Genomic DNA, 18,838 nt, shown 5'->3' on the forward strand with positions numbered 1-18,838 from the left:
GCCGCCGATGCGTACCGCCGTTCGTGTGACCGCCGCCGCAGTGCTCGCCCTCGGCGCCGCGACCGCCTGCGCCGCCGGACCTGAGCCCGGGACGCAGGCCGGAGCGGTCGCCCCGGCGTCCCCGTCCGTCGCGTCCCCGTCCGCCGCGTCCCCGTCCGGGCCGGCGTCCGCGTCGACGGCCGCGGTGCCGGCCGCGCTGTCGTTCACCGGCAAGACCCTCGACGGTACGGCGTTCGACGCCGCCGCCCTCGCCGGGCGGCCGGTGGTGCTCTGGTTCTGGGCACCCTGGTGCGCCACCTGCGCCAGCCAGGCGTGGACGGTGGCCGAGATCGCCCCGGCCTACCGCGAGACGGTCGCCGTCGTCGGCGTCGCCGGGCTCGGCGAGGAGAAGGCCATGAAGTCGTTCGTCACCGAGTTCGACCTGGGCGGTACGACTCAGATCGACGACCGGACGGGCGCGCTGTGGCGCCGGTTCGAGGTGGCCGAGCAGAGCACGTTCATCGTCCTGGACCGCACCGGACGGGTCGTCCACAGAGGATTCCTCGACGGCGAGGCGCTGACCCGGCAGGTCGAGACGCTGGCCCGGGGATGACCGGGGGTGGCCCGCGCCGCCCCGCCCCACTCGCGAGGAGGGGCGGGGACGGTGACGGGGGAGCGGGTCAGCGCGGGGTGAGGCGGTCGGTGCCGAGCTTGTCGCGCAGGACCTCCGGGACCACGACCGAGCCGTCGGGCTGCTGGTGCTGCTCCAGGATGGCCGGGAACAGGCGGCTGGTGGCGAGCGCCGAGCCGTTGAGCGTGTGCACGAAGCGGGTCTGCTTCGCGCCCGGCTCGCGGTAGCGGATCGCCGCCCGGCGGGCCTGGTAGTCGCCGGCCCAGGAGACCGACGACACCTCCTTGTACTTGCCGGTGCTCGGCATCCACACCTCGACGTCGAGCGTCTTCTTCATCGAGGCGCTGGAGTCACCGGCGGCCAGCAGGCTGGTCTGGAAGTGCAGACCGAGCTTGCCGACCAGGCCCTCGACGTGCCCGACCATCGCCTCCAGCGCCGCGCCCGCCTGGTCCGGCAGCGTGAACTGGAAGATCTCCACCTTGTTGAACTGGTGGCCGCGCACCGTGCCGCGCTCGTCGGAGTGCGAACCGGCCGCCTCGCGCCGGTAGCACGGCGTGTACGCGAACGCCTTCAACGGCAGCTTCGGGGTCTCCAGGATCTCGTCCTGGTACGCACCGAGGATCGCCGTCTCGGCCGTCGGCAGCAGGAACTGGCCGCGCGAGGACGACTGCTTGTCGATGTGGTAGACGTCGTCGTGGAACTTCGGGAACTGCCCGGCGGCGAACCCGGCGCTCTCCAGCAGCAGGTGCGGCGGCAGCAGGAACTCGTAACCGGCCTGGATGTTCTGCTCGATCAGCCAGTTCACCAGCGCCCACTCCAGCCGGGCGCCCAGACCGGTGTACATCCAGAAGCCCGAGCCGCCGAGCTTCACGCCCCGCTCGTGGTCGACCAGGCCGAGCGCGCGGCTCAGCTCCACGTGGTCGCGTACCTTCTCGATGGCCGGCGCCTCGCCGAACGTCCGCACCACCCGGTTGGCCTCCTTGCCCCCGGCGACCACGTCGTCGGCGGGCAGGTTCGGCAGCTCGCTCATCGTCGAGCGGAGCCGGGACTGCACCTCGTCGAGCTGGGACTCCAGCTCCGCGAGCTGCTTGCGCTCGGCCTCCGGGGCGACCGGTTGCGGCGTGCCGCCGGACCGTTTCGCCTCCGCGTACGCGCGCGCCTCGGCCTTGCGGCGCTGCCGCTCGGCGTCGATCTCCGTGATCAGGGCGCGCCGTTCCTGGTCGAGCCGCTGGATGTCGTCCAGCGCCCGGGTGACCTCGGCGGGATCCAGACGCTTCGCCAGCGCGGTCGCCACCGCCTCGCGATCCTTCCGGATCAACTCCATGTCGAGCATGCTGCTCGTACGCCTCCGTCCAGGCAGTCAGGTGGGACCTCCAGATGCTACCGTCGCGCCCCCGCCGCTCCGGCCCGGCCCGCGCAGCCCGCCGCCGCGGGGCCCTTTCCGGTGACGGTGCGTGGTGGTGGTGCCGCAGGTCGGCTCTGCTCACGTTCCGTGATGCTGCTCCGGTGCCCGCGCCACCCCGGCTCAGCTCGTCAGTTCGCTGAACTGGTCAATCTCTCGGATCCGCTCTCCGGCGGACATGTCCCTCCGGCGACTTTGCTCTGCAGCCACCGACGCGGCGTTCGACGCAGCGTCAGCGTCGCGCGGATGGCTGCAGAGCAAAGTCTGCAAGGGGTGAAGGACCGGGGGCGGCGGTTCCGTCACTCATGGTCACCGATTCCTGTCGCGGTGCGGTGCCGGGGCCGGCGCGCTGCGGACCTGATCGCGCGGCGTCGGTCAGAGGCGTACCGGCATCAGGACCGAGAAGGCGTGCGCGTCGTCGGCCCGGCGCACGGCCAGCGGGGTGATCGGGCCGTCCAGCTCCAGCACGTGCTGGCCGTCGCCGGACCCCAGCGCGTCCAGCAGGTACTCACGGTTCACCGCCACCCGAAGCGCATCCGGGCCACCCGTGCCGTCCACGCCGCCCGCGCCGTCGCCCACCCCGTTCGGGTCGACCAGGCGCAGCTCGCCCCGGCCGTCCAGGCCGAGCGCGACCACCTCGTGCTCGACGCCCTCGTGCGCCCGGTGGCAGACCGGGACGCCGTCGGCGGTGAGCGCCGCGCGCAGCGCCGCGCCGTCGAACGGGATCCGGTACGTGGGCACGTCGCCGAGCTGCGCCCGCAGCAGCCGCCGGAAGTCGGGGAAGTCGTACGGCAGCGGGACGGCGACCACCGGGCGGCCCGCCGCCGTGACCGTCACCCGGTCGGCGGCCACGACGACCTCGGCGGCGTCGGCGCCGTCGAGATCCAGCAACGCGCGCACCTCGTCGACCGACGCCACCGGCAGCAGCGCGCTCACCGGCGGACCGTCGACGGTGCCGGCGACCCGGGCCACGGCCAGCCGGAACCGGTCGGTGGCGAACAGGTGCACCCCGTCCGCGGCGACCTCCAGCAGCACGCCGGACAGCACCGGCAGGTCGGGGTCGGCGCCGACGGCGAAGCGTACGGCGTCCACGGCGGCGGCGAGGTCGGTGCGGGACAGCACGAGGCGGGTGGTCACGACGGTCTCCTCCGGGTCGATCAGGCTGCGGATCCGGGAGAGTTCGCGACGCGCGTCGGCCAGGCCGTCCTCCAGACGGCGCAGATGCGCGTCCAGCAGCCGGTGCACCTCGGCCGGCCGGTGCCGGTGCCGCAGCGCCTCGGCGATGCCGGTCAGCGGCATCCCCACCCGGCGCAGCCCGGCCACCAGCCGGGCCGGGTCCACCTGCTCCTCGGTGTACCAGCGGTAGCCGGTGACCGGGTCCACCCGGGCCGGGGCCAGCACGCCGGAACGGTCGTAGAACCGCAGTGCGCTGACCGTCAACCCGCTGACCCGGGCCAGTTCCCCGATGCTGCGAAGCTCGCTCTCCACGGCCGCCATCCTGTGACCTCGAGCGGGTCGAGGGTCAACCTCACGCCGACAGTGTGCGGAACGTGATGCCCGCGCGTACCAGCCGGTCCAGCAGCGCGTCACCCATCGCCGCGACCGGCGTGACCTGCCCGGCGGTCTCCGGCAGGTCGTCGAAGGCCAGGCAGAGCGCCGACTCGGCGAGCATCTTGGCCGTCTCGTCGTACCCCGGGTCGCCGCCGGCCACCTCGGTCACCACCCGCTGCCCGCCGCCGGTGCCCACGAACCGCACCCGGAACCACGACCTGGCCCGCTGCTCGGCGGTCGGACCCTGCCCGGAGGCGAGCCGACCGAGCAGCCAGCGCCGCGTCGGCGCCACCTTCACCAACCCCATGACACCGGCCAGCCCGACACCGGCGACCAGCACCGTCGGCAGCCGCTTCATCGCGGCGAAGTGCCGGTAGCGGAAGTCCGGGCCGTACTCCGGGCGGGCCGCCGCGGACCGGCGGACCACCTGCGGATCGATGGTGGGCAGCGGCACCGCCCACTGGTCGAACTCGCGCACCCGGCCGACCCTGCCCGGCACCGCGCGGACCCGGCGTCCGTCCGGTCCGGGCTCCATCGCCCGGCGGGCCCGCGCCGCCCGGCTCGTCTCACCGGTACGGGAGAACGCGGTGAGCGCCGAGTGGTACGTCCCGGCGGAGAACCGGCCACCGGCCCGCACGTAACCGTCGACGGCGATCGGCGCGTCGGCCGGCAGTTGCTTGACCGTGTACCAGACGCCCAGGTCGTGCGGGATCGAGTCGAAGCCGCAGGCGTGCACCAGGCGTGCCCCGGTGCGCACCGCCTCGGCGTGGTGCCGCACGTACATCCGGTCCACGAACTCCGGCTCGCCGGTGATGTCGAGGTAGTCGGTGCCGGCCGCGGCGCACGCGGCCACCAGCGGCTCGCCGTGGTGCACGTACGGGCCGACCGTCGTGGCCACCACCCGGGCGCTCTCCGCCACCGCGCGCAGCGACGCCGGGTCGGTCACGTCGGCGGTGAGCAGCGGCAGGTCGGCCAGGGCCGGGTCGATCGCGACCAGCCGGTCCCGCGCCGCTGCGAGCTTGTCCGGGTTGCGCCCGGCAAGTGCCCAGCGAAGCCGGTCCGGCGCGTGCCGGGCCAGGTAGTCGGCGGTCAGCCCGCCGGTGAAGCCGGTGGCGCCGAACAGGACGAGGTCGTACGGACGGTCTGCGCGCATCAGCCGAGTGTGCCATCCAGAGCGCTCACCTTCACGGCGTGAAGACCACCCGGACGCAGCCGTCGGCCCGGTCCCGGAACAACGCGTACCCCTCGGCGCCGCGCTCCAGCGGCATCCGGTGCGTGGCCAGATGCTCGGTGACCAGCTCGTCGCGGGCCATCCGCTCCAGCAGCGCCGGGATCGCGGCACCGCCCCGGCGCCGGGCGGCGCGGACGGCGAGCCCCTTGTCCGCGAACGCGCCGAGTGGAAACCGGTCCACGAATCCCGGCCGGGCGTCGAGCACCACCACCACGCCGCCCTTGCGGCAGGCGTGCACCGCCTCGCGCAGCGCCGCCCCGCCGTCCGGCTCGACCGCCGGCCACCGGCCCGGTCCGGCGGCTGTCACCCCGGAGGCGTCGACGCACACGTCCGGACCCCGGCCGCCGCTGCGCTCGCGCAGCTCGGCGAGCACATCCACGTACCTGTGGTTGAGGGCCTCCACGCCGTCGTGCCCGGTGACCATCCGCAGGCGGTCGTCCCGGTCGTCGACCACCACCACCCGGTCCGCGCCCCGGGCCACCGCCGCGTCGGCGGTGAGCTGGCCGACCGCGCCCGCCCCCCACACCGCCACCACGTCGCCGGGGGCGACCTCGCCCAGCTCCGCGCCGTACCAGCCGGCCGGCGCGGCGCCGGCGGCGAACACCGCCCGCTCGTCGCTCACCGACTCCGGTACGGCGAACGCGCCCACGTCGGCGTACGGCACCCGCACGTACTCGGCGTGACCGCCGGCGAAGCCACCCAGCCGGGCCGGCCGGCCGTAACCCCCGGCGGGCGGCTGCCCCCACTGCGGCTCGGCCGCCACCCCGCCCGTGCCGTTGTCGCAGCAGGCCGGCATTGCCTGCCGGCAGAACCAGCACGCCCCGCAGGCCACCGCCGCGCCCACCACCACCCGGTCGGCGACCCGGTGCCGGCGTACCTCCGGACCGACCTCGACCACGTCGCCGAGGAACTCGCGCCCGAGCACCTCGCCGGCGGACGCCTCGGGCACCCGCCCGGCCAGAAGCGGCAGGTCCGCGCCGCAGGTCGTGCTCCGCCGGACCCGGACGATCATGTCCTGGGCGTTGCGCAGCTCCGGGTCCGGGACGCGACGCACTTCCACGAGGCCGGCACCGGCCCAGCACAGCGCCCTCACGGCGCGGCTCCCGGCCGGTCCAGCGGTGACCGGTCCGCCAGCAGCACCTCGCCGGTCTCCAGGAGCTGCTTGGTCTGCCGCAGCACCTGGCGCAGGAACCGGCCCGGATCGTCACCGACCAGGTGCGCGGCGAACCCCGGGAGCGCGCACTCCCCGCCCAGCGGGCGGACCGCCAGCTCGGTGCCGCGCCCGCCGGGGGCCGGGCGGGCCCACACCTCGACCGCGCCGTCGAGGCGCCGCAGCGGCTCGGGCCACCGCCCGGCCGGTAGCACCTGCTCGGGCGGCGCGGCCACCGTCACCACCTGCCACCGGCCCGGCCGCGGATCGGCACCGGCCCGCCGCGCACGGCGGCGGGCCAGCACCCGCGCACCCGCCGGAGCCAGCATCCGTGCCCCCGCCGACGCCAGCGCCCCGGCCGCCAGCCGTCTGCTCCGCGCCACCTGACCTCCGCCGTCCCCGGGCGGCCGCATCCGGCCGGCCGCCCCGCGTGCCTACAGGGTGCGCGCCGCCCGGGTGAGCGGGGTTCGCCCCGAAGGGGTGAACCGGCGCGGTGCGGGTAACCGCTGCCCGCACCGACGGGGGGAGGGGCGCATGCCGGAGGAGGCAGACCAGGTCGTCACCGCACCGAGTGGCACAAACGAGATCACCGGTACGCCCGATCTGCTCACCACCGGCCTCGACGCACCCGATGTCGCCGGTGGTGCGCTGCCGGGTGGTCCGCCGCTGCTGGCGTCCCGGTTGACGCCGCCCGCGCCGCCCGAGCCGGTCCTGCTGCGTCCCCGGCTGCTGGACCGGCTGGAACAGGGCGCGTCGGGGCCGGTGACGCTCGTCTGCGCCCCGGCCGGCTGGGGCAAGACGACGCTGCTGTCGACGTGGGCGCAGGGGGAGCGGGACGGGCCGGCACCGGCCTGGGTGACGGTGGCCGAGGGGGAGACCACCCGGCGACTCTGGGGCTACCTCGCGGCGGCCCTGCGCACCGCCGCCGCAGGCGACCCGGACGACGGGCCGCCGCCGGTGCCGGACGGGCCGCCCCGGCCCGAACAGCTCGAAACGCTCGCCGCCGCGCTCGCCGCACGGGACCGGCCCGCGCTGCTGGTCCTGGACGACCTGCACCGGGTCACCGACCCGGCCGCCCTGACCGGGCTGGAGTTCCTGCTCCGGCACTCCGACGGCCGGCTGCGGCTGGTGGCCGGCTCGCGCGGCGAACCACCGCTGGCGCTGCACCGCTGGCGGCTGGCCGGCGAACTGACCGTGATCGGCGCCGACGACCTGGCGTTCACCGCCGACGAGGTGGCCGACCTGCTCGTCGCGCACGGCGTGGCCGTACCCGCACCGGCCGTGACCCGGCTGGCCGAGCGCACCACCGGCTGGCCCGCCGGGCTGCGCTTCGCCGCGCTCGCGCTCGGCGACGGTGCCGACCCGGCGCGCACCGTCCAACGCTTCGCCGGTGACCAGCCGGACGTCGCCGCGTACCTGCGGGACGAGGTGCTCGGCCCGCTGGAACCGGCGACCCGCGACGTCCTGCGCCGGGTGGCGGTGGCCGTCGCGGTCCACGCCGACCTGGCCGCCGCGCTGACCGGGCGGCCCGACGCCGGGCACCTGCTCGCCGAGGCGGCCCGGGAGGGCGGCTTCCTCCACCAGGACGACGGCAGCCCGCAGTGGTACCGGCCGCACCCGCTGCTGGCCGACGTGCTGCGCGACGAGCTGGACCGGCTGCCCGCCGACGAGGTGCGCGAACTGCACCGGCGGGCCGCCCACTGGTACGGCACCCACGACCGTCCGGCCGAGGCTCTGCGGCACGCGCTTCTCGCCGGTCGCTGGGCCGACGCCACCGAGCTGCTCGTCACCCGGTGGCCCGAGCTGGCCCCGGACGACCCGGCTGCCGCGCCGGCCCCACCCGAGCCGCCCGCCGAGGCGGTCCACCGGGATCCGGAGCTGGCGCTGGCCGCGGCCGCCGAGCGGGCGTACGCCGGGGATCGTGCCGCCGCCGACGCGCAGCTGCGGCGGGCGCTGGCCGAGGCCGCCGGCCTGCCCGCGCCGCGCCGCGACCGGTTCGGCCGGCTGGCCGCCGCCGTGGAGCTGAGCCTCGCCCGGCTCGGCGGCGACCACGAGGAGGTACGCCGCGCCGCCGACCGACTGCTGGCCACCGGCCCGGCGCAGGCGCTCCCGAGCCCGGACGGCGGAGCCGGCGACCCCCGCGCCGGGACGGCGGAGCGGGACGACGTACGCGCGGTGGCCGGGGCGGCGCACGGGCTGGCCGCGCTGGCCGAGGGGGAGCTGTCCACCGCCCGGGACCGGTTCGCCACCGCCCGGGAGGCGGCGCGGCGGGCCGGGCGGCCGCGTACCGAGCTGCTCTGCGTCAGCCGCTCGGCGCTGCTGGAGGCGGCCCGGGGGGCGCTGCGGGCCGCCGAGGAGCTGGCCCGCGAGGCGCTGGCGATGCCGCCCTGCCAGGGCTGGTCGTCCCGGTCCGACTGCGGCTACGCGTACCTGGCGCTGGCGCTCGTGGACTGGCAGCGGGACCGGCCGGCGGAGGCCACGACCCACCTGGCGCTCGCCGGGCCGGCCGGCGCGGAGCCGGGCGGCGCCGCGCTCACCGCGCTGTGCCGGGCCGGGCTGCTGGCCGACCGCGACGACCCGGGCGGCGCGCTGCGCACGCTCGCCGCGGCGCGGGCCGTCGCGCCCGGCCCGGAGCTGGGCGAACGGCTCGCCGCCGACGAGGCACAGGTACGCGCCGCAGTGGGCGACGTCGACGGCGCCCGGACGCTGCTCGACGCGGCGGGCGACGGGCCGGCGCCGGCACTGGCGGCCGCGCGGCTGCGGCTGCGCGCCGGTGACGTCCGCGCGGCCGAGCGGGAGCTGCCCGACTGGACCGCGTCCGGCGCGGCGGACTGGCCGCTGCCGGTGCGGCTGGGCGCCGGGCTGCTCGACGCGGCGCTCGCCGACGCCTCCGGTGACGCCCGGCGGGCCGGCCGGCTGCTGGAGGAGGTGCTGGCGCTCGCCGAACCGGACGGCTTCCGGCGCGTCTTCACCCGGGCCGACCCCGGGGTACGGGACCTGCTCGCCGCGCGGCTGGACTCGGGCACCGCGTACTGGGCCACGGTGAGCGAGCTGGTCCGGGGCGTGGACGCGCAGCCGGTCGCCGCGGCGGCCGACGATCCGGCCCGGACGCTCGACGAGCCGCTCACCGAGCGGGAACTGACCATCCTGCGCTATCTCCAGAGCATCCTGTCCAACGTGGAGATCGCCGCCGAGCTGTCGCTGTCGGTCAACACGGTCAAGACGCACGTGCGCAACATCTACCGCAAGCTCGACGCGACCCGCCGGCGGGACGCCGTCCGGCGGGCACGCGAGCTGCGGCTGATCTGACCGTCAGCCGTCGTCGGTGGCGGCGTCCACCACTGTCAGCAGGTCGGCCAGGTCGTAGCCGCCGTCGTGCCGGACGTCGTTGACGAACAACGTCGGGGTGCCGTTGACGCCGCTGCGGATGCCGCCGACGAAGTCCTGCCGGACCCGGTCGGCGTACTCCTGCCGGCCGACCTCCGCGGCGATCTCCTCCGGCGACAGGCCGATCTGCTCGACGCCCAGCGACAGGTGCACCGGGTCGAGCTGGTCCTGGTGCTGGTAGAGCCAGTCGTACATCTCCCAGAACCGGCCCCGGGCGGCGGCGGCCTCGGCGGTCTCCGCGGCGCTCTCCGCGTACGGGTGGACGTTGGTGATCGGGAAGTGCCGGTACGCCAGCCGCACCACGTCGGCCCGTTGGCGTAGCACCTCGGTCAGGTTCGGGTACGCGGCGCCGCAGAACCGGCACTGGAAGTCGCCGTACTCGACGATGGTGACCGGCGCGTCCACCGGCCCGCGGACGTGGTCGCGTTCGGTCACCGGGATCCGCAGCCGTGCGGTGGTGACCTGGAGAGGCGTGGTCATCCGGCGCTCACCCGCCGGTCCGCGCCGTTCGGATCACTCATGCCCCCACCCTGGCCGGGGCCCGGGTGAGGCGGGCTCACCCGGGCGGGGTGGTTCCCCGTCAGCGCACGACGAGGTGGTTGTGCACCTCCCGGATGCCGGGGGCGTTCCACACCACCCGCTCGATCTCCGCACGCTCGCCGGCCGAGTGGACCTGCCCGTCCAGCAGCACCGTGTCGCCGTGCACCCGTACGTCGACCTCCTCGGCCTCGGTGGCGCGGTTGCGGGCCAGCGCGTCCACGATCCGCTCGGCCAGGTCGTGGCCGCCGGTGTGCACCGCCGGGCGTATTGCGATCCCGTTGCTCACCCCGCGTACGCCGGTGAGCCGGCCGACCGACCGTTCGGCGGCCCGCCGCTGGTACTCCCACTCGACCTCGCCGTGCAGCGTGACCCAGCCGTCGGCGACGGTCACCTGCAACGCCTCGATCGGGACGAACGCGTCCCACTCCAGCGCCCGTACGGCGGCGACCGCGATCTCCGGGTCCTCCCGCCCGGCGGCGGTGTCGATCCGGACGGCGAGGTCGTTGGCGACCGCACGGACCCGGGCGACCCGGTGGGCGGCCCGCTCGGCTGCCCACTTCTTGGCGTAGCTGTCCACCCGGCCGGTCAGCGTCACCACGCCCTCGGTGACTGTCACCCCGATCTCGTCCGGGCCGACCCGTGGCTCCCAGGTCAGCTCGTCGAGCACGGCGGACTGGATGTCCCGGTCGGTACGCGTGATCGTGTCGGTGGCCATCCGGCTCTCCCTCCCGTCGATCGCGGCACGGGGTGTGTGGTCCCGCACCCGCGATCCTGCGCGTGTCCCGGGTGAGCGGGCCTCACCCGGTGCGGGTGGGGCAGCACGGTGGCCGCCCCCGGGCGTCCCGGGAGCGGCCACCGTCTCGGGTCGCCTGACGCTCAGCCGTCCAGGCCGGCCGGCGAGTTCGGCCGGTCGACGTCCACGAACTCGATCTCGTTCGCGGTGCGGTCCCGGCTGCCGGCGGCGCGTGCGGCGGTCCCGGCGGCCCAGCCGATCGCCGCGCCGGCGAGCGCCGCCGCGATCAGCAGCGTCCAGGGCAGCGCGGGCCGGCGGCCGGCGAGCGCGTCGAACGCGAGGCCGGCCCGGCGGCGTGCCTCCTCGGCGGCGGTGCCGACCAGGTCGGTGGCGTCGTCGGCCAGGCCGGAGGAACTGCGGCGGGCGGTCCGGGTGGCGTCGCGCACGCTGTCGCCGGCGGAACCGACGGCGGAGAGCAGGTGCTGCCACGCCTGGTCGGCGACCCGCTCGGCCTTGCCCCGGCGGTCCAGCAGGTTGGATCCGAACATCGTTCTGCCTCCTCGGGTGCCGAAGGCCGGCGGCCACTTCGGACTCCGGTGTCCATCCGGCGGGTTCACTGTCTCGGGCAGTGCCCAGCGGGCGGGCGCGGCAAACCACCCCCGGGTCACGGCGACCGGGCGGTGAACGGGACTAACCACTCGAACGCGCCGGGACCGGTGCCCGCGGGACGTGCGTGCGCCCGCTACCCTGGTCGGCGGATCGGCGGGGCCGACCAGCCGCACGGCTGGTCGCGACCCGTCCTTGAAGGGGAAACTGGAACCCGGAGGTCCGGATTGGGTACGCCCAGGTGTGCCCAGTTCGCGAATTGCTCATCCCGGGGGGTGGCGACCGGGCCGTGAGAGGAATACGCTCGGTCGCGGCCCGCGTACTGATGAGGCGCCCGTCATGGGCGAGTGGAGGTGCTCGCGTGAGCCTGTCGATCGTGAAGTCGATGCGACCGGGTGGTGTCGTCCAGATCGCGCCCCGTGGGGAGATCGACGTCGACACCGCGTACGAGGTGCGGGAAGCGATCGCCGAGGTGCTCGCGAAGGGCCGCCCCTCGCGGATTGAGCTGAACATGCGGCTCGTCACGTTCATCGACTCGGTCGGCATCAGTGCCATGGTCGCGGGCTTCCAGACCTGCGAGGTCAGCGGCGTCAAGCTCGTGGTCACCGAGCCGAGCCGGTTCGTGCACCGGCAGCTCTGGGTGACCGGGCTGCTCGGCCTGTTCGGCGCGCCCGAGCCGTGGTTCGCCGACGACACCCCCGAGGTTCTGCCCGGCGCCTGAGCGCCGTTCACACCCCCTGCGACCAGGGGACCTTCTACCCGTTGCCAGTCCGGCGTCGGTACGGGACGATCGTCGCGACGCACGACGGCGAGGGGGCCCGCTTGCAGAGCAGCGACAGCTTCAGCTACACCGTGCAGGCCCGGTGCAGCCGGGCCGAAGCGGTGGCCCTGCTGGGTGATCTGAGTCGCCAGGGCGAGCTGCATCCGTTGATCGTCCGGGTCCGGAAGCTGCCGGCCCGGCCGGGCGCGCTGGCCAGCTACGCCATCACCGACCGGCTGCAGCTCGGCCCGCTGCACTTCCCGGTCACGTACCAGGCGGACGTGCTGATCGCCGGCGAGGACGAGGTGGTCACCGTGGCGCGGCAGCAGCCCGCGACGACGGTCCGCAACCACACCCGGCTGCGCGACGAGCCCGACGGCACGGTACGCATCGACGTGGAGATCACGCTGACCGCGCCGGCGCCGCTGTTCGGGTACGCGTTCCGCCAGGCCCGGGCGGCTCACCTGGGCCTGGCGGCACGTCTCGGAGCGACCCTGGAGGGCCGGCCGGCCTGATCCGGCCGGCCCGCCGGGGCGCTCAGTACACCGACAGGTGCACGTGGTTGGTGTGGTCGCTGGACGGGTCGCCGTTGGCCCCGCTGTACGACTTCCATCCGCTGCTGGGCAGCCAGATCTGCTTGAACCAGATCACGTAGAGCACGGCGAGCGGGTCGGCGTTGCGCACGAAGTACGCGGCCAGGTTGTTGCCGTACGTCCGGTCACCGCCGGAGGCCACGCCGCCGAAGCCGCTCTTCTGCGCGGCGAAGTCGCAGGCCCGCCCCTTCGGGTGCTCACCGGAGCCGCTGGGCCGGTGGCACGAGACGTACCGGGTGAAGCCGGCCGCCTTGGCCTGCTGCAGCGCGTGCAGCGTGCGCGGGGTGATGCAGCCGTTCGCCGGGGTGGGGTCGTTGACGCTGCACGACTCCGACGGCCAGGAGCCGTCCGAGTTGCGCGGCGCCGGCTCGGCGTTCTTGCTGGAGGTGCCCTGCACGCTGCTGCCGCTGCCGCTGCCGCTGCCGCTGCCGCTGCCGCTGCCGCTGCCGCTGCCGCTACTGCGCGAGGCGCGGTCGTTCGCCGCCTCCAGGGCGCGCTCGACCTGGTCCTTGCGCCGGGCCATCACCGTCACCTGCTTGCGCTGCTCGCGGATCTCGCCGTCGAGCTGGGCGCGGGTGCGGGTGGCCTCGTCCCGGGTGGCGATCAGGTCGCGCAGTGTGCGGTCCTCGTTCGCGGCGACCTGCTCCAGCGCGGCGGCCCGGTCCATGAAGCCCTCCGGGCTGCTGCTGCCGAGCAGCGCCCCGGCTGTGCCCAGGCGGCCGTTGCGGTACGCCACCGCGGCGATCTCGCCGACCTTGGCGTCGCGTACTGCGAGTTCGGCGCCGACTGCTTCGAGCTGGTCGTTGAGCTGCTTCTGACGGCTCACCGACCGGTTCAGCGCGGCTTTCGCCTCCAACCAGCCCTTGCTGGCCGCGTCGAGCTGGGCACGCAGTTCGGGCGTGCCGCCCTCGTCGTCGCCGGGCGCGGCGGCGAGCAGGCCGGTCGCGGGCGCCGCCGAGGCGGGGGAGACCGGAACGGTCGCGACGCCGAGGGCCAGCGTCGCGACGATCAGGGCCGCCATCCGGGCGGCCGTCCGTCGTACAGGTGCCACTGGGGGCATTCACATGTCCTTCCGTCAACGCCGACCGGGTTAGCTGACGGGTTCGGGACGGAAGATCCCTACCGCTGACGCGGATGCACCCCACGTACGTGGTTCCCCGGCTCGTCCCTGCGGACGATTAGGCGACGGCCGCCCCACCGGGGCCGGTGGCGCCCGCGGGTGCGGCCGCGATCGAGACTACCGGCGCTGCCCGGGTACGGCTCCGTGGAGCAATACCGCCAGGCGGGGCAAAACCGGCATAACTGTACATTAGCCACAGTGATTTAAGTGTGTCCTAATCACCACTCGGTCGGTCCGCAGACCCCGGCCGACGCTCCGGGTTCGACCTGCAACGTGGCGTGATCGATGGAGAAGTCCTCGTGCAGGGCGGCCCGTGCCGCGGCCAGCACCGCGCCCGGGTCCACGCCCGGATCGGTGGTCAGGTGCGCCGAGGCCACCTCCATGCCCGAGGTGAGCGTCCAGACGTGCAGGTCGTGCACCTCGGCCACGCCGGGCACGGCGGCCAGCCGGTCGAGCACGGCGGTCACCTGGAGGTGCTCCGGCGCGGCCTGCACCAGGATGCGCACCGCGGCCCGGCCGAGCCGCCAGGTGCGCGGCAGGATGAACAGGCCGATGCCGACGGCGACCAGCGGGTCCGCCCACCACCAGTCGGTCACCGCGATGACCAGCGCGGCGGCGATCACGCCGAGCGAGCCGAGCAGGTCGCCGAGCACCTCCAGGTACGCCCCGCGCAGATTGATGCTCTCCTGCGACCCGGCGCGCAGCAGTGCGAACGCGACGATGTTGGCGAGCAGGCCGAGCACGGCCACCACGAGCATCGGGCCGGCCAGCACCTCCGGCGGCTCGCCGAACCGGCGTACCGCCTCGACCAGGACGTAGACGGCGACGGCGGCGAGCAGCACGGCGTTGGCGAGGGCGGCGAGCACCTCCAGCCGGTAGAGCCCGAACGTGCGCTGCGGGTCGGTGCCGGCACGTCGGGTGGCGGTGATCGCGGCGAGCGCCATGCCGATGCCGAGGACGTCGGTGAACATGTGCCCGGCGTCGGAGAGCAGTGCCAGCGAACCGGTCGTGAAGGCGGCCACCGCCTCGACCACCATCAGGACGGCGAGCAGCGCGAAGGCGGCCCAGAGTCGGCCCCGGTGGCGGTGTGCCGCGTTGGTCACCGCGCCGCTGTGGTCATGGCCTGCGCCCACGCCAACACCCTTCCTGCCCCGTACCGGCCCCGGCCCAATGTATGTTCACATCGCTATGTATGCTAGTGAACTGCGGGTGGCGGCGGGGCCACTCACCCCACCGGGTCGAGCGTGGTGAGGCGCTGGGTGGCCCGGGACAGCGCCACGTAGAGCGTGCGCACGCCCGAGGGGTCGGCCCGGATCTCGCCCGGCGCCACCAGCACCACGCCGTCGTACTCCATGCCCTTGGCCTGGAGGCTGGTCACCACCTGGAGCCGGCCCGCGCCGACCCCGCCCAGCCAGCCGGCCACCTCGTCCCGGCGCGGCACCGGCGTGATCACGCCGACCGTGCCCTCCACCTGCCCGAGCAGCGTCTCGGCCGCCTCGACGGTGGCCGCCGGCAGGTCGGCGGCGGGCACCGTCCGCTCCACCGGCGGCACCCCCGTGGACCGCACCGCGTCGGGCAGCGGCAGGTCCGGATAGAGGCGGCGGATCTCCGCCGCCGCCACCGCGAAGATCTCCGCCGAGTTGCGGTAGTTGGTCGTCAGCTCGTACCGGTGCCGCTTGCGCCGGCCCAACGCCTGGTCACGGGCCCGGTCCAGCTCCTGCGGGTCGCCGGTCCAGGCGGTCTGCGCCGGGTCACCGACCACGGTCCAGGACGCCAGCCGCCCGCGCCGGCCGACCATCCGCCACTGCATCGGCGAGACGTCCTGCGACTCGTCCACCACCACGTGCGCGTAGTCGCGGTAGTCGGCCGGACGCTCCCGCGCCGCCGCGCGGGCGGCGCGCTGCCGGTCGGCGTACGTGCTCAGCTCGCGCACGCCACCGGCGAGCTGGTACGGGTCGCGCCTGGGCCGGGCCCGCTGCACCGGCTTGCCGAGCAGCGCGTCCAGCTCGTCCAGCAGCGCGATGTCGGCCACCGTCAGTCCCTCGGCCCCGAGCGTCCGGTACGCGTCGCCGAGCAGCCGGATCTCCGCCGAGGAGAGGATCCCCCCGGCGTAGCGGCGCAGCCGATCCGGGCGGGCCAGCCAGCCCAGCACGTGCCGCGGGTGCAGCCGGGGCCACCACGCCTTGAGGAACTCGCGGAACTCCGGCCGCTCGATGATCTCGTCCTCGAACGCGGGCTGCTCCGGCAGCCGGCCCACCCGCAGCGTGCGGGCATGCGCGTAGAGCGCGGCGAGCACCGCGTCGAACGCCGTTCGGCGTACCTCGTTGCGGCGCGCCCCACGGGCCAGCGTCCGGTCCCGGATCGCGTCCAGCGCGGGGCGTTCCAGGCGCAGCAACTCGCCCCGGTAGAGCAGGCGCAGCTCGGCCGGAGAGTCCGGCACCGCGTCGCGTACCGCGCGTTCCAGCACCCGGCGCATCCGCAGCGAGCCCTTCACCGCCGCCACGTCCGGCGGGTCGGTCCGGGACGCGGACAGGCCGGGGAACAGCGAGCCGAGCGAGTGCAGCGTGGCGGTCTCCTCGCCGAGCGAGGGCAGCACCGAGGCGATGTACTCGACGAACACGCCGGACGGGCCGACCACCAGGATGCCGCCGCCGGCGTACCGGGCCCGGTCGGAGTAGAGCAGGTACGCGGCCCGGTGCAGCGCCACCGCCGTCTTGCCGGTGCCGGGGCCGCCGGAGACGATCGTGACGCCGTTGCCGGGGGAGCGGATCGCCTCGTCCTGCTCGCGCTGGATGGTGGCGACGATGTCCCGCATGCCCCGGCCGGTGGCCCGGGACAGCGTGGCCAGTAGCGCCCCGTCACCGACCACCGCCATGTCCGGTGGGGCGGCCTCCGGGTCCAGCAGGTCGTCCTCGATCCGGGTGACCTTCTCGGCCGCCGACTGGATCGTGCGGCGGCGCACCACGCCACGCGGCGCGGCGGGCGTGGCCTGGTAGAACGCGGCGGCGGCGGGCGCCCGCCAGTCCACCACCAGCGTCTCCGCGTCCACACCCCGCACACCGAGACGCCCGACGTGCAGCACCTGCCCGGTACGCAGATCCAGCCGCCCGAACACCAGCCCCTCGTGCTCGGCGTCCAGCACGTGCCGGCGCCGGGCGGCGTGGAAGACCATCGCGTCCCGCTCGACCAGCGCGCCGAAGTTGCCGACCCGGGCCAGCCGGTAGCCCTCCCGCTCGGCGTCGGCCGCCGACCGGCGCAGCTCGGCCAGCCGGGCGTACACCCGGTCGAGGTGGCGCTGCTCGGCGGCGATCTCCCGGTCCAGCGTGGTCTGGTCGGTCAACGCGGATGCTCCTGTGTTCGGAGGGCACGACGGGCTGAATGAGGGTACGGGCCGCCGGCAACCGGCACGTCGGGGCATGCCGCGCACGTGGCGTACGCCGGTGCCGCTCGGCGAGCGGGAGAAGCTCAGAGGCGGGCGGCCGGGCGGCCGGCCAGCACCCGGTCCAGCACGCCGGTGAGGGCGGCGTTCACCTCGCCGGGGCGCTCCATCATCAGCATGTGCCCGGCACCCGGGCAGACCGTCAGCTCCGTGGTGGGCAGCGCCGCCGCGATCGACTCGGCGCAGGGTGGCGGGGTGAGCCGGTCCCGGTCCCCGACCAGCGCGGCGGCCGGCAGCCCGCCGAGCGCGGCGAGCGTCTCCAGCCGGTGCTGGGCGCCGATCGAGGCGCGGAAACCGCCGATCGAGCGCAGCGTGGCCCGGGCCACCGCGGCGGTGACCAGCCGGATGTCGGCCGGGTCGCAGCGGTCGCCGAACAGCATCCAGCGGATGCTCGGGCGCAGCGCGCGCAGCAGCGCGTGCGGGGGCCGCCAGCCACCGCAGCGGGCCAGCACCCCGGCGCCTGTGGTCTCGGCCAGGCGGATCAGCCGGGTGATCCGGGGGGACAGCCCGTACGCGGTGTGCGTGTGACCCTCGGCGGTGGTGGAGACGAAGACCAGCCCGGCGGTACGCGCGGCGAACCGGTCGGGGTGGCGGTGAGCGTACTCCATCACCGTCATCCCGCCCATCGAGTGCCCGACCAGGACGATCGGCCCGGACGGGGCGATCTCGTCGACCACCGCCGCCAGGTCGTCGCCGAGCTGGGCGAGGGTGGCGTCGCGCAGGGCCAGGCAGCTCGACCGGCCGTGTCCGCGCGCGTCGTAGGTGATCACCCGGACCCGGCCACCGAAGCGTTCCCGCAGCTCCGCGACCTGGTGGTGCCAGCTGCGCCCGTCCAGCGTCCAGCCGTGCAGCAGGACGGCGGTCACCTCGGCGTCGACCGGCCCGGTGACGTCGACGTGCAGGCGTACGTCGTCGGGGAGCCGCAGTTCCAGGTCCGGCATCGTCCACCTCCCGGGCCCGCCGGTGTGTCCACCGGATGACCCGGCGGTGACACCGGCGTTACCCGCCATCAGACCACGGCAACCGGCCTGGAGAGAAGATTCCCGTCCGGCCCCGCGGCGTCGGATCGGTGACCAGGCTGAAGGCATGCCCTCCACCGCCCGCGGCCCGCGCGCCGCGCTGGCCGAGCTGCTCGCCGGCAACCGCCGCTTCGTCAGCGGGCAGCCGGTGCACGGGCACGACGTCACCGCCGCCGCGGCGGTGGCCTCCGGTGACCAGCAGCCGTACGCGGTCGTGCTCGGCTGCATCGACTCGCGGGTGCCGTTGGAGGCGATCTTCGACCAGACGTTCGGTTCGATCTGCGTGATCCGTACCGGCGGGCACGTCCTGGACCGGGCCGTCCGGGGCTCGATCGAGTACGTGGTGGAGCAGCTCGGCGTACGCCTGGTGATGGTGCTGGGGCACGAGCGCTGCGGCGCGGTCGGCTCCACGGTCGAGGCGCTGCGCACCGGGCGGTGCCCCGGCGGCGACCTGGCGTACGTGGTGGACCGGATCGCCCCGGCGGTCACCGACGTCGGGGTGGACGACCCGGACGCGCACCCGCTGGCGATCCGCCGCCACGTCCGGCGCACGGTGGACGCGCTGCGCCGCGACGACCGCCTGGCCGGGCCGGTGGACGCCGGCGAACTCGCCGTGGAGGGCGCGCTCTACGACCTGGCCACCGGCGAGGTGGCGCTGCTGCCGCAGGAGCAGACGCGAAACCGCCCGCCGGGGTGA

General features: G+C 75.4%; 17 protein-coding genes and 1 riboswitch. Of the genes, 5 read left to right on the forward strand and 12 right to left on the reverse strand.

Annotation, left to right across the window (positions count from 1 at the left end):
• Nucleotides 1–7 precede the first annotated feature (7 nt).
• Nucleotides 8–592 (forward strand): TlpA family protein disulfide reductase, encoded by a 585-nt coding sequence (locus GA0070215_RS23130; RefSeq protein ID WP_091049722.1) that lies wholly within the window; start codon nt 8–10, stop codon nt 590–592.
• Nucleotides 593–659: 67 nt separating this feature from the next.
• Here GA0070215_RS23130 and serS read toward each other — a convergent pair whose 3' ends face one another.
• From serS to GA0070215_RS23155, 5 genes are all read right to left on the reverse strand, one after another.
• A complete protein-coding gene (serS, locus tag GA0070215_RS23135; RefSeq protein ID WP_091049724.1) occupies nt 660–1,943 on the reverse strand; it encodes a serine--tRNA ligase in 1,284 nt (427 codons plus the stop codon).
• 444 nt (nt 1,944–2,387) lie between these two features.
• On the reverse strand, nt 2,388–3,509 hold the full coding sequence (locus GA0070215_RS23140; RefSeq protein ID WP_091049729.1) for a DNA polymerase III subunit beta family protein: 1,122 nt from the start codon (nt 3,507–3,509) through the stop codon (nt 2,388–2,390).
• 31 nt (nt 3,510–3,540) lie between these two features.
• Nucleotides 3,541–4,716 (reverse strand): saccharopine dehydrogenase family protein, encoded by a 1,176-nt coding sequence (locus GA0070215_RS23145; RefSeq protein WP_091049732.1) that lies wholly within the window; start codon nt 4,714–4,716, stop codon nt 3,541–3,543.
• A gap of 31 nt (nt 4,717–4,747) precedes the next feature.
• Nucleotides 4,748–5,887 carry an alcohol dehydrogenase catalytic domain-containing protein gene (locus GA0070215_RS23150; protein WP_018787122.1) on the reverse strand — a complete coding sequence of 380 codons (1,140 nt, stop codon included), beginning with the start codon at nt 5,885–5,887 and terminating at the stop codon, nt 4,748–4,750.
• Nucleotides 5,884–6,273 (reverse strand): hypothetical protein, encoded by a 390-nt coding sequence (locus GA0070215_RS23155; protein ID WP_377469283.1) that lies wholly within the window; start codon nt 6,271–6,273, stop codon nt 5,884–5,886. Before GA0070215_RS23155 ends, GA0070215_RS23150 begins: the two co-directional genes overlap by 4 nt.
• A 205-nt stretch (nt 6,274–6,478) precedes the next feature.
• Here GA0070215_RS23155 and GA0070215_RS23160 point away from each other — a divergent pair, with 205 nt between their 5' ends.
• On the forward strand, nt 6,479–9,253 hold the full coding sequence (locus GA0070215_RS23160; RefSeq protein ID WP_091049740.1) for a helix-turn-helix transcriptional regulator: 2,775 nt from the start codon (nt 6,479–6,481) through the stop codon (nt 9,251–9,253).
• 3 nt (nt 9,254–9,256) lie between these two features.
• Here GA0070215_RS23160 and GA0070215_RS23165 read toward each other — a convergent pair whose 3' ends face one another.
• The 3 genes from GA0070215_RS23165 to GA0070215_RS23175 all read right to left on the reverse strand — a co-directional run bounded on the left by GA0070215_RS23165 (nt 9,257) and on the right by GA0070215_RS23175 (nt 11,152).
• The gene (locus GA0070215_RS23165; protein ID WP_018787119.1) at nt 9,257–9,811 is read right to left on the reverse strand and encodes a DsbA family protein; all 555 of its coding nucleotides are present in this window, start codon (nt 9,809–9,811) and stop codon (nt 9,257–9,259) included.
• Nucleotides 9,812–9,911: 100 nt separating this feature from the next.
• The gene (locus tag GA0070215_RS23170) at nt 9,912–10,586 is read right to left on the reverse strand and encodes a BON domain-containing protein (RefSeq protein ID WP_091049744.1); all 675 of its coding nucleotides are present in this window, start codon (nt 10,584–10,586) and stop codon (nt 9,912–9,914) included.
• Between the two features lie 161 nt (nt 10,587–10,747).
• Complete coding sequence (locus tag GA0070215_RS23175) at nt 10,748–11,152, reverse strand: hypothetical protein (RefSeq protein ID WP_018787117.1); 405 nt, start codon at nt 11,150–11,152, stop codon at nt 10,748–10,750.
• Nucleotides 11,153–11,571: 419 nt separating this feature from the next.
• Here GA0070215_RS23175 and GA0070215_RS23180 point away from each other — a divergent pair, with 419 nt between their 5' ends.
• A complete protein-coding gene (locus GA0070215_RS23180) occupies nt 11,572–11,931 on the forward strand; it encodes an STAS domain-containing protein (RefSeq protein ID WP_018787116.1) in 360 nt (119 codons plus the stop codon).
• A gap of 101 nt (nt 11,932–12,032) precedes the next feature.
• Nucleotides 12,033–12,485, forward strand: a complete 453-nt coding sequence (locus GA0070215_RS23185; RefSeq protein ID WP_018787115.1) for an SRPBCC family protein — start codon at nt 12,033–12,035, stop codon at nt 12,483–12,485.
• 22 nt (nt 12,486–12,507) lie between these two features.
• On the opposite strand, the gene GA0070215_RS23190 is transcribed toward GA0070215_RS23185, so the two are convergent.
• From GA0070215_RS23190 to GA0070215_RS23205, 4 genes are all read right to left on the reverse strand, one after another.
• Complete coding sequence (locus tag GA0070215_RS23190; RefSeq protein WP_091049749.1) at nt 12,508–13,623, reverse strand: coiled-coil domain-containing protein; 1,116 nt, start codon at nt 13,621–13,623, stop codon at nt 12,508–12,510.
• Nucleotides 13,624–13,627: 4 nt separating this feature from the next.
• A riboswitch (cyclic di-AMP (ydaO/yuaA leader) is annotated at nt 13,628–13,758 on the reverse strand.
• 143 nt (nt 13,759–13,901) lie between these two features.
• Nucleotides 13,902–14,816 (reverse strand): cation diffusion facilitator family transporter, encoded by a 915-nt coding sequence (locus GA0070215_RS23195; protein WP_091049753.1) that lies wholly within the window; start codon nt 14,814–14,816, stop codon nt 13,902–13,904.
• Between the two features lie 92 nt (nt 14,817–14,908).
• Entirely contained in the window at nt 14,909–17,023 is a 2,115-nt protein-coding gene (locus tag GA0070215_RS23200) for a HelD family protein (RefSeq protein ID WP_091049756.1), read from the reverse strand.
• A gap of 125 nt (nt 17,024–17,148) precedes the next feature.
• Nucleotides 17,149–18,063, reverse strand: a complete 915-nt coding sequence (locus tag GA0070215_RS23205) for an alpha/beta fold hydrolase (RefSeq protein ID WP_091049760.1) — start codon at nt 18,061–18,063, stop codon at nt 17,149–17,151.
• 145 nt (nt 18,064–18,208) lie between these two features.
• Here GA0070215_RS23205 and GA0070215_RS23210 point away from each other — a divergent pair, with 145 nt between their 5' ends.
• The gene (locus GA0070215_RS23210; RefSeq protein WP_018787110.1) at nt 18,209–18,838 is read left to right on the forward strand and encodes a carbonic anhydrase; all 630 of its coding nucleotides are present in this window, start codon (nt 18,209–18,211) and stop codon (nt 18,836–18,838) included.

Origin of the sequence: Micromonospora marina (assembly GCF_900091565.1) — a bacterium.
Taxonomy (GTDB): Bacteria; Actinomycetota; Actinomycetes; order Mycobacteriales; family Micromonosporaceae; genus Micromonospora; species Micromonospora marina.

Excerpts from the sequence above, each read along its gene's own strand:
- GA0070215_RS23130 (WP_091049722.1), top strand. The coding sequence starts at position 8 with ATGCGTACCGCCGTTCGTGTGACCGCCGCCGCAGTGCTCGCCCTCGGC.
- serS (WP_091049724.1), bottom strand. The coding sequence starts at position 1,943 with ATGCTCGACATGGAGTTGATCCGGAAGGATCGCGAGGCGGTGGCGACC.
- GA0070215_RS23140 (WP_091049729.1), bottom strand. The coding sequence starts at position 3,509 with ATGGCGGCCGTGGAGAGCGAGCTTCGCAGCATCGGGGAACTGGCCCGG.
- GA0070215_RS23145 (WP_091049732.1), bottom strand. The coding sequence starts at position 4,716 with ATGCGCGCAGACCGTCCGTACGACCTCGTCCTGTTCGGCGCCACCGGC.
- GA0070215_RS23155 (WP_377469283.1), bottom strand. The coding sequence starts at position 6,273 with ATGCTGGCTCCGGCGGGTGCGCGGGTGCTGGCCCGCCGCCGTGCGCGG.
- GA0070215_RS23160 (WP_091049740.1), top strand. The coding sequence starts at position 6,479 with ATGCCGGAGGAGGCAGACCAGGTCGTCACCGCACCGAGTGGCACAAAC.
- GA0070215_RS23165 (WP_018787119.1), bottom strand. The coding sequence starts at position 9,811 with ATGACCACGCCTCTCCAGGTCACCACCGCACGGCTGCGGATCCCGGTG.
- GA0070215_RS23170 (WP_091049744.1), bottom strand. The coding sequence starts at position 10,586 with ATGGCCACCGACACGATCACGCGTACCGACCGGGACATCCAGTCCGCC.
- GA0070215_RS23175 (WP_018787117.1), bottom strand. The coding sequence starts at position 11,152 with ATGTTCGGATCCAACCTGCTGGACCGCCGGGGCAAGGCCGAGCGGGTC.
- GA0070215_RS23190 (WP_091049749.1), bottom strand. The coding sequence starts at position 13,623 with ATGCCCCCAGTGGCACCTGTACGACGGACGGCCGCCCGGATGGCGGCC.
- GA0070215_RS23205 (WP_091049760.1), bottom strand. The coding sequence starts at position 18,063 with ATGCCGGACCTGGAACTGCGGCTCCCCGACGACGTACGCCTGCACGTC.
- GA0070215_RS23210 (WP_018787110.1), top strand. The coding sequence starts at position 18,209 with ATGCCCTCCACCGCCCGCGGCCCGCGCGCCGCGCTGGCCGAGCTGCTC.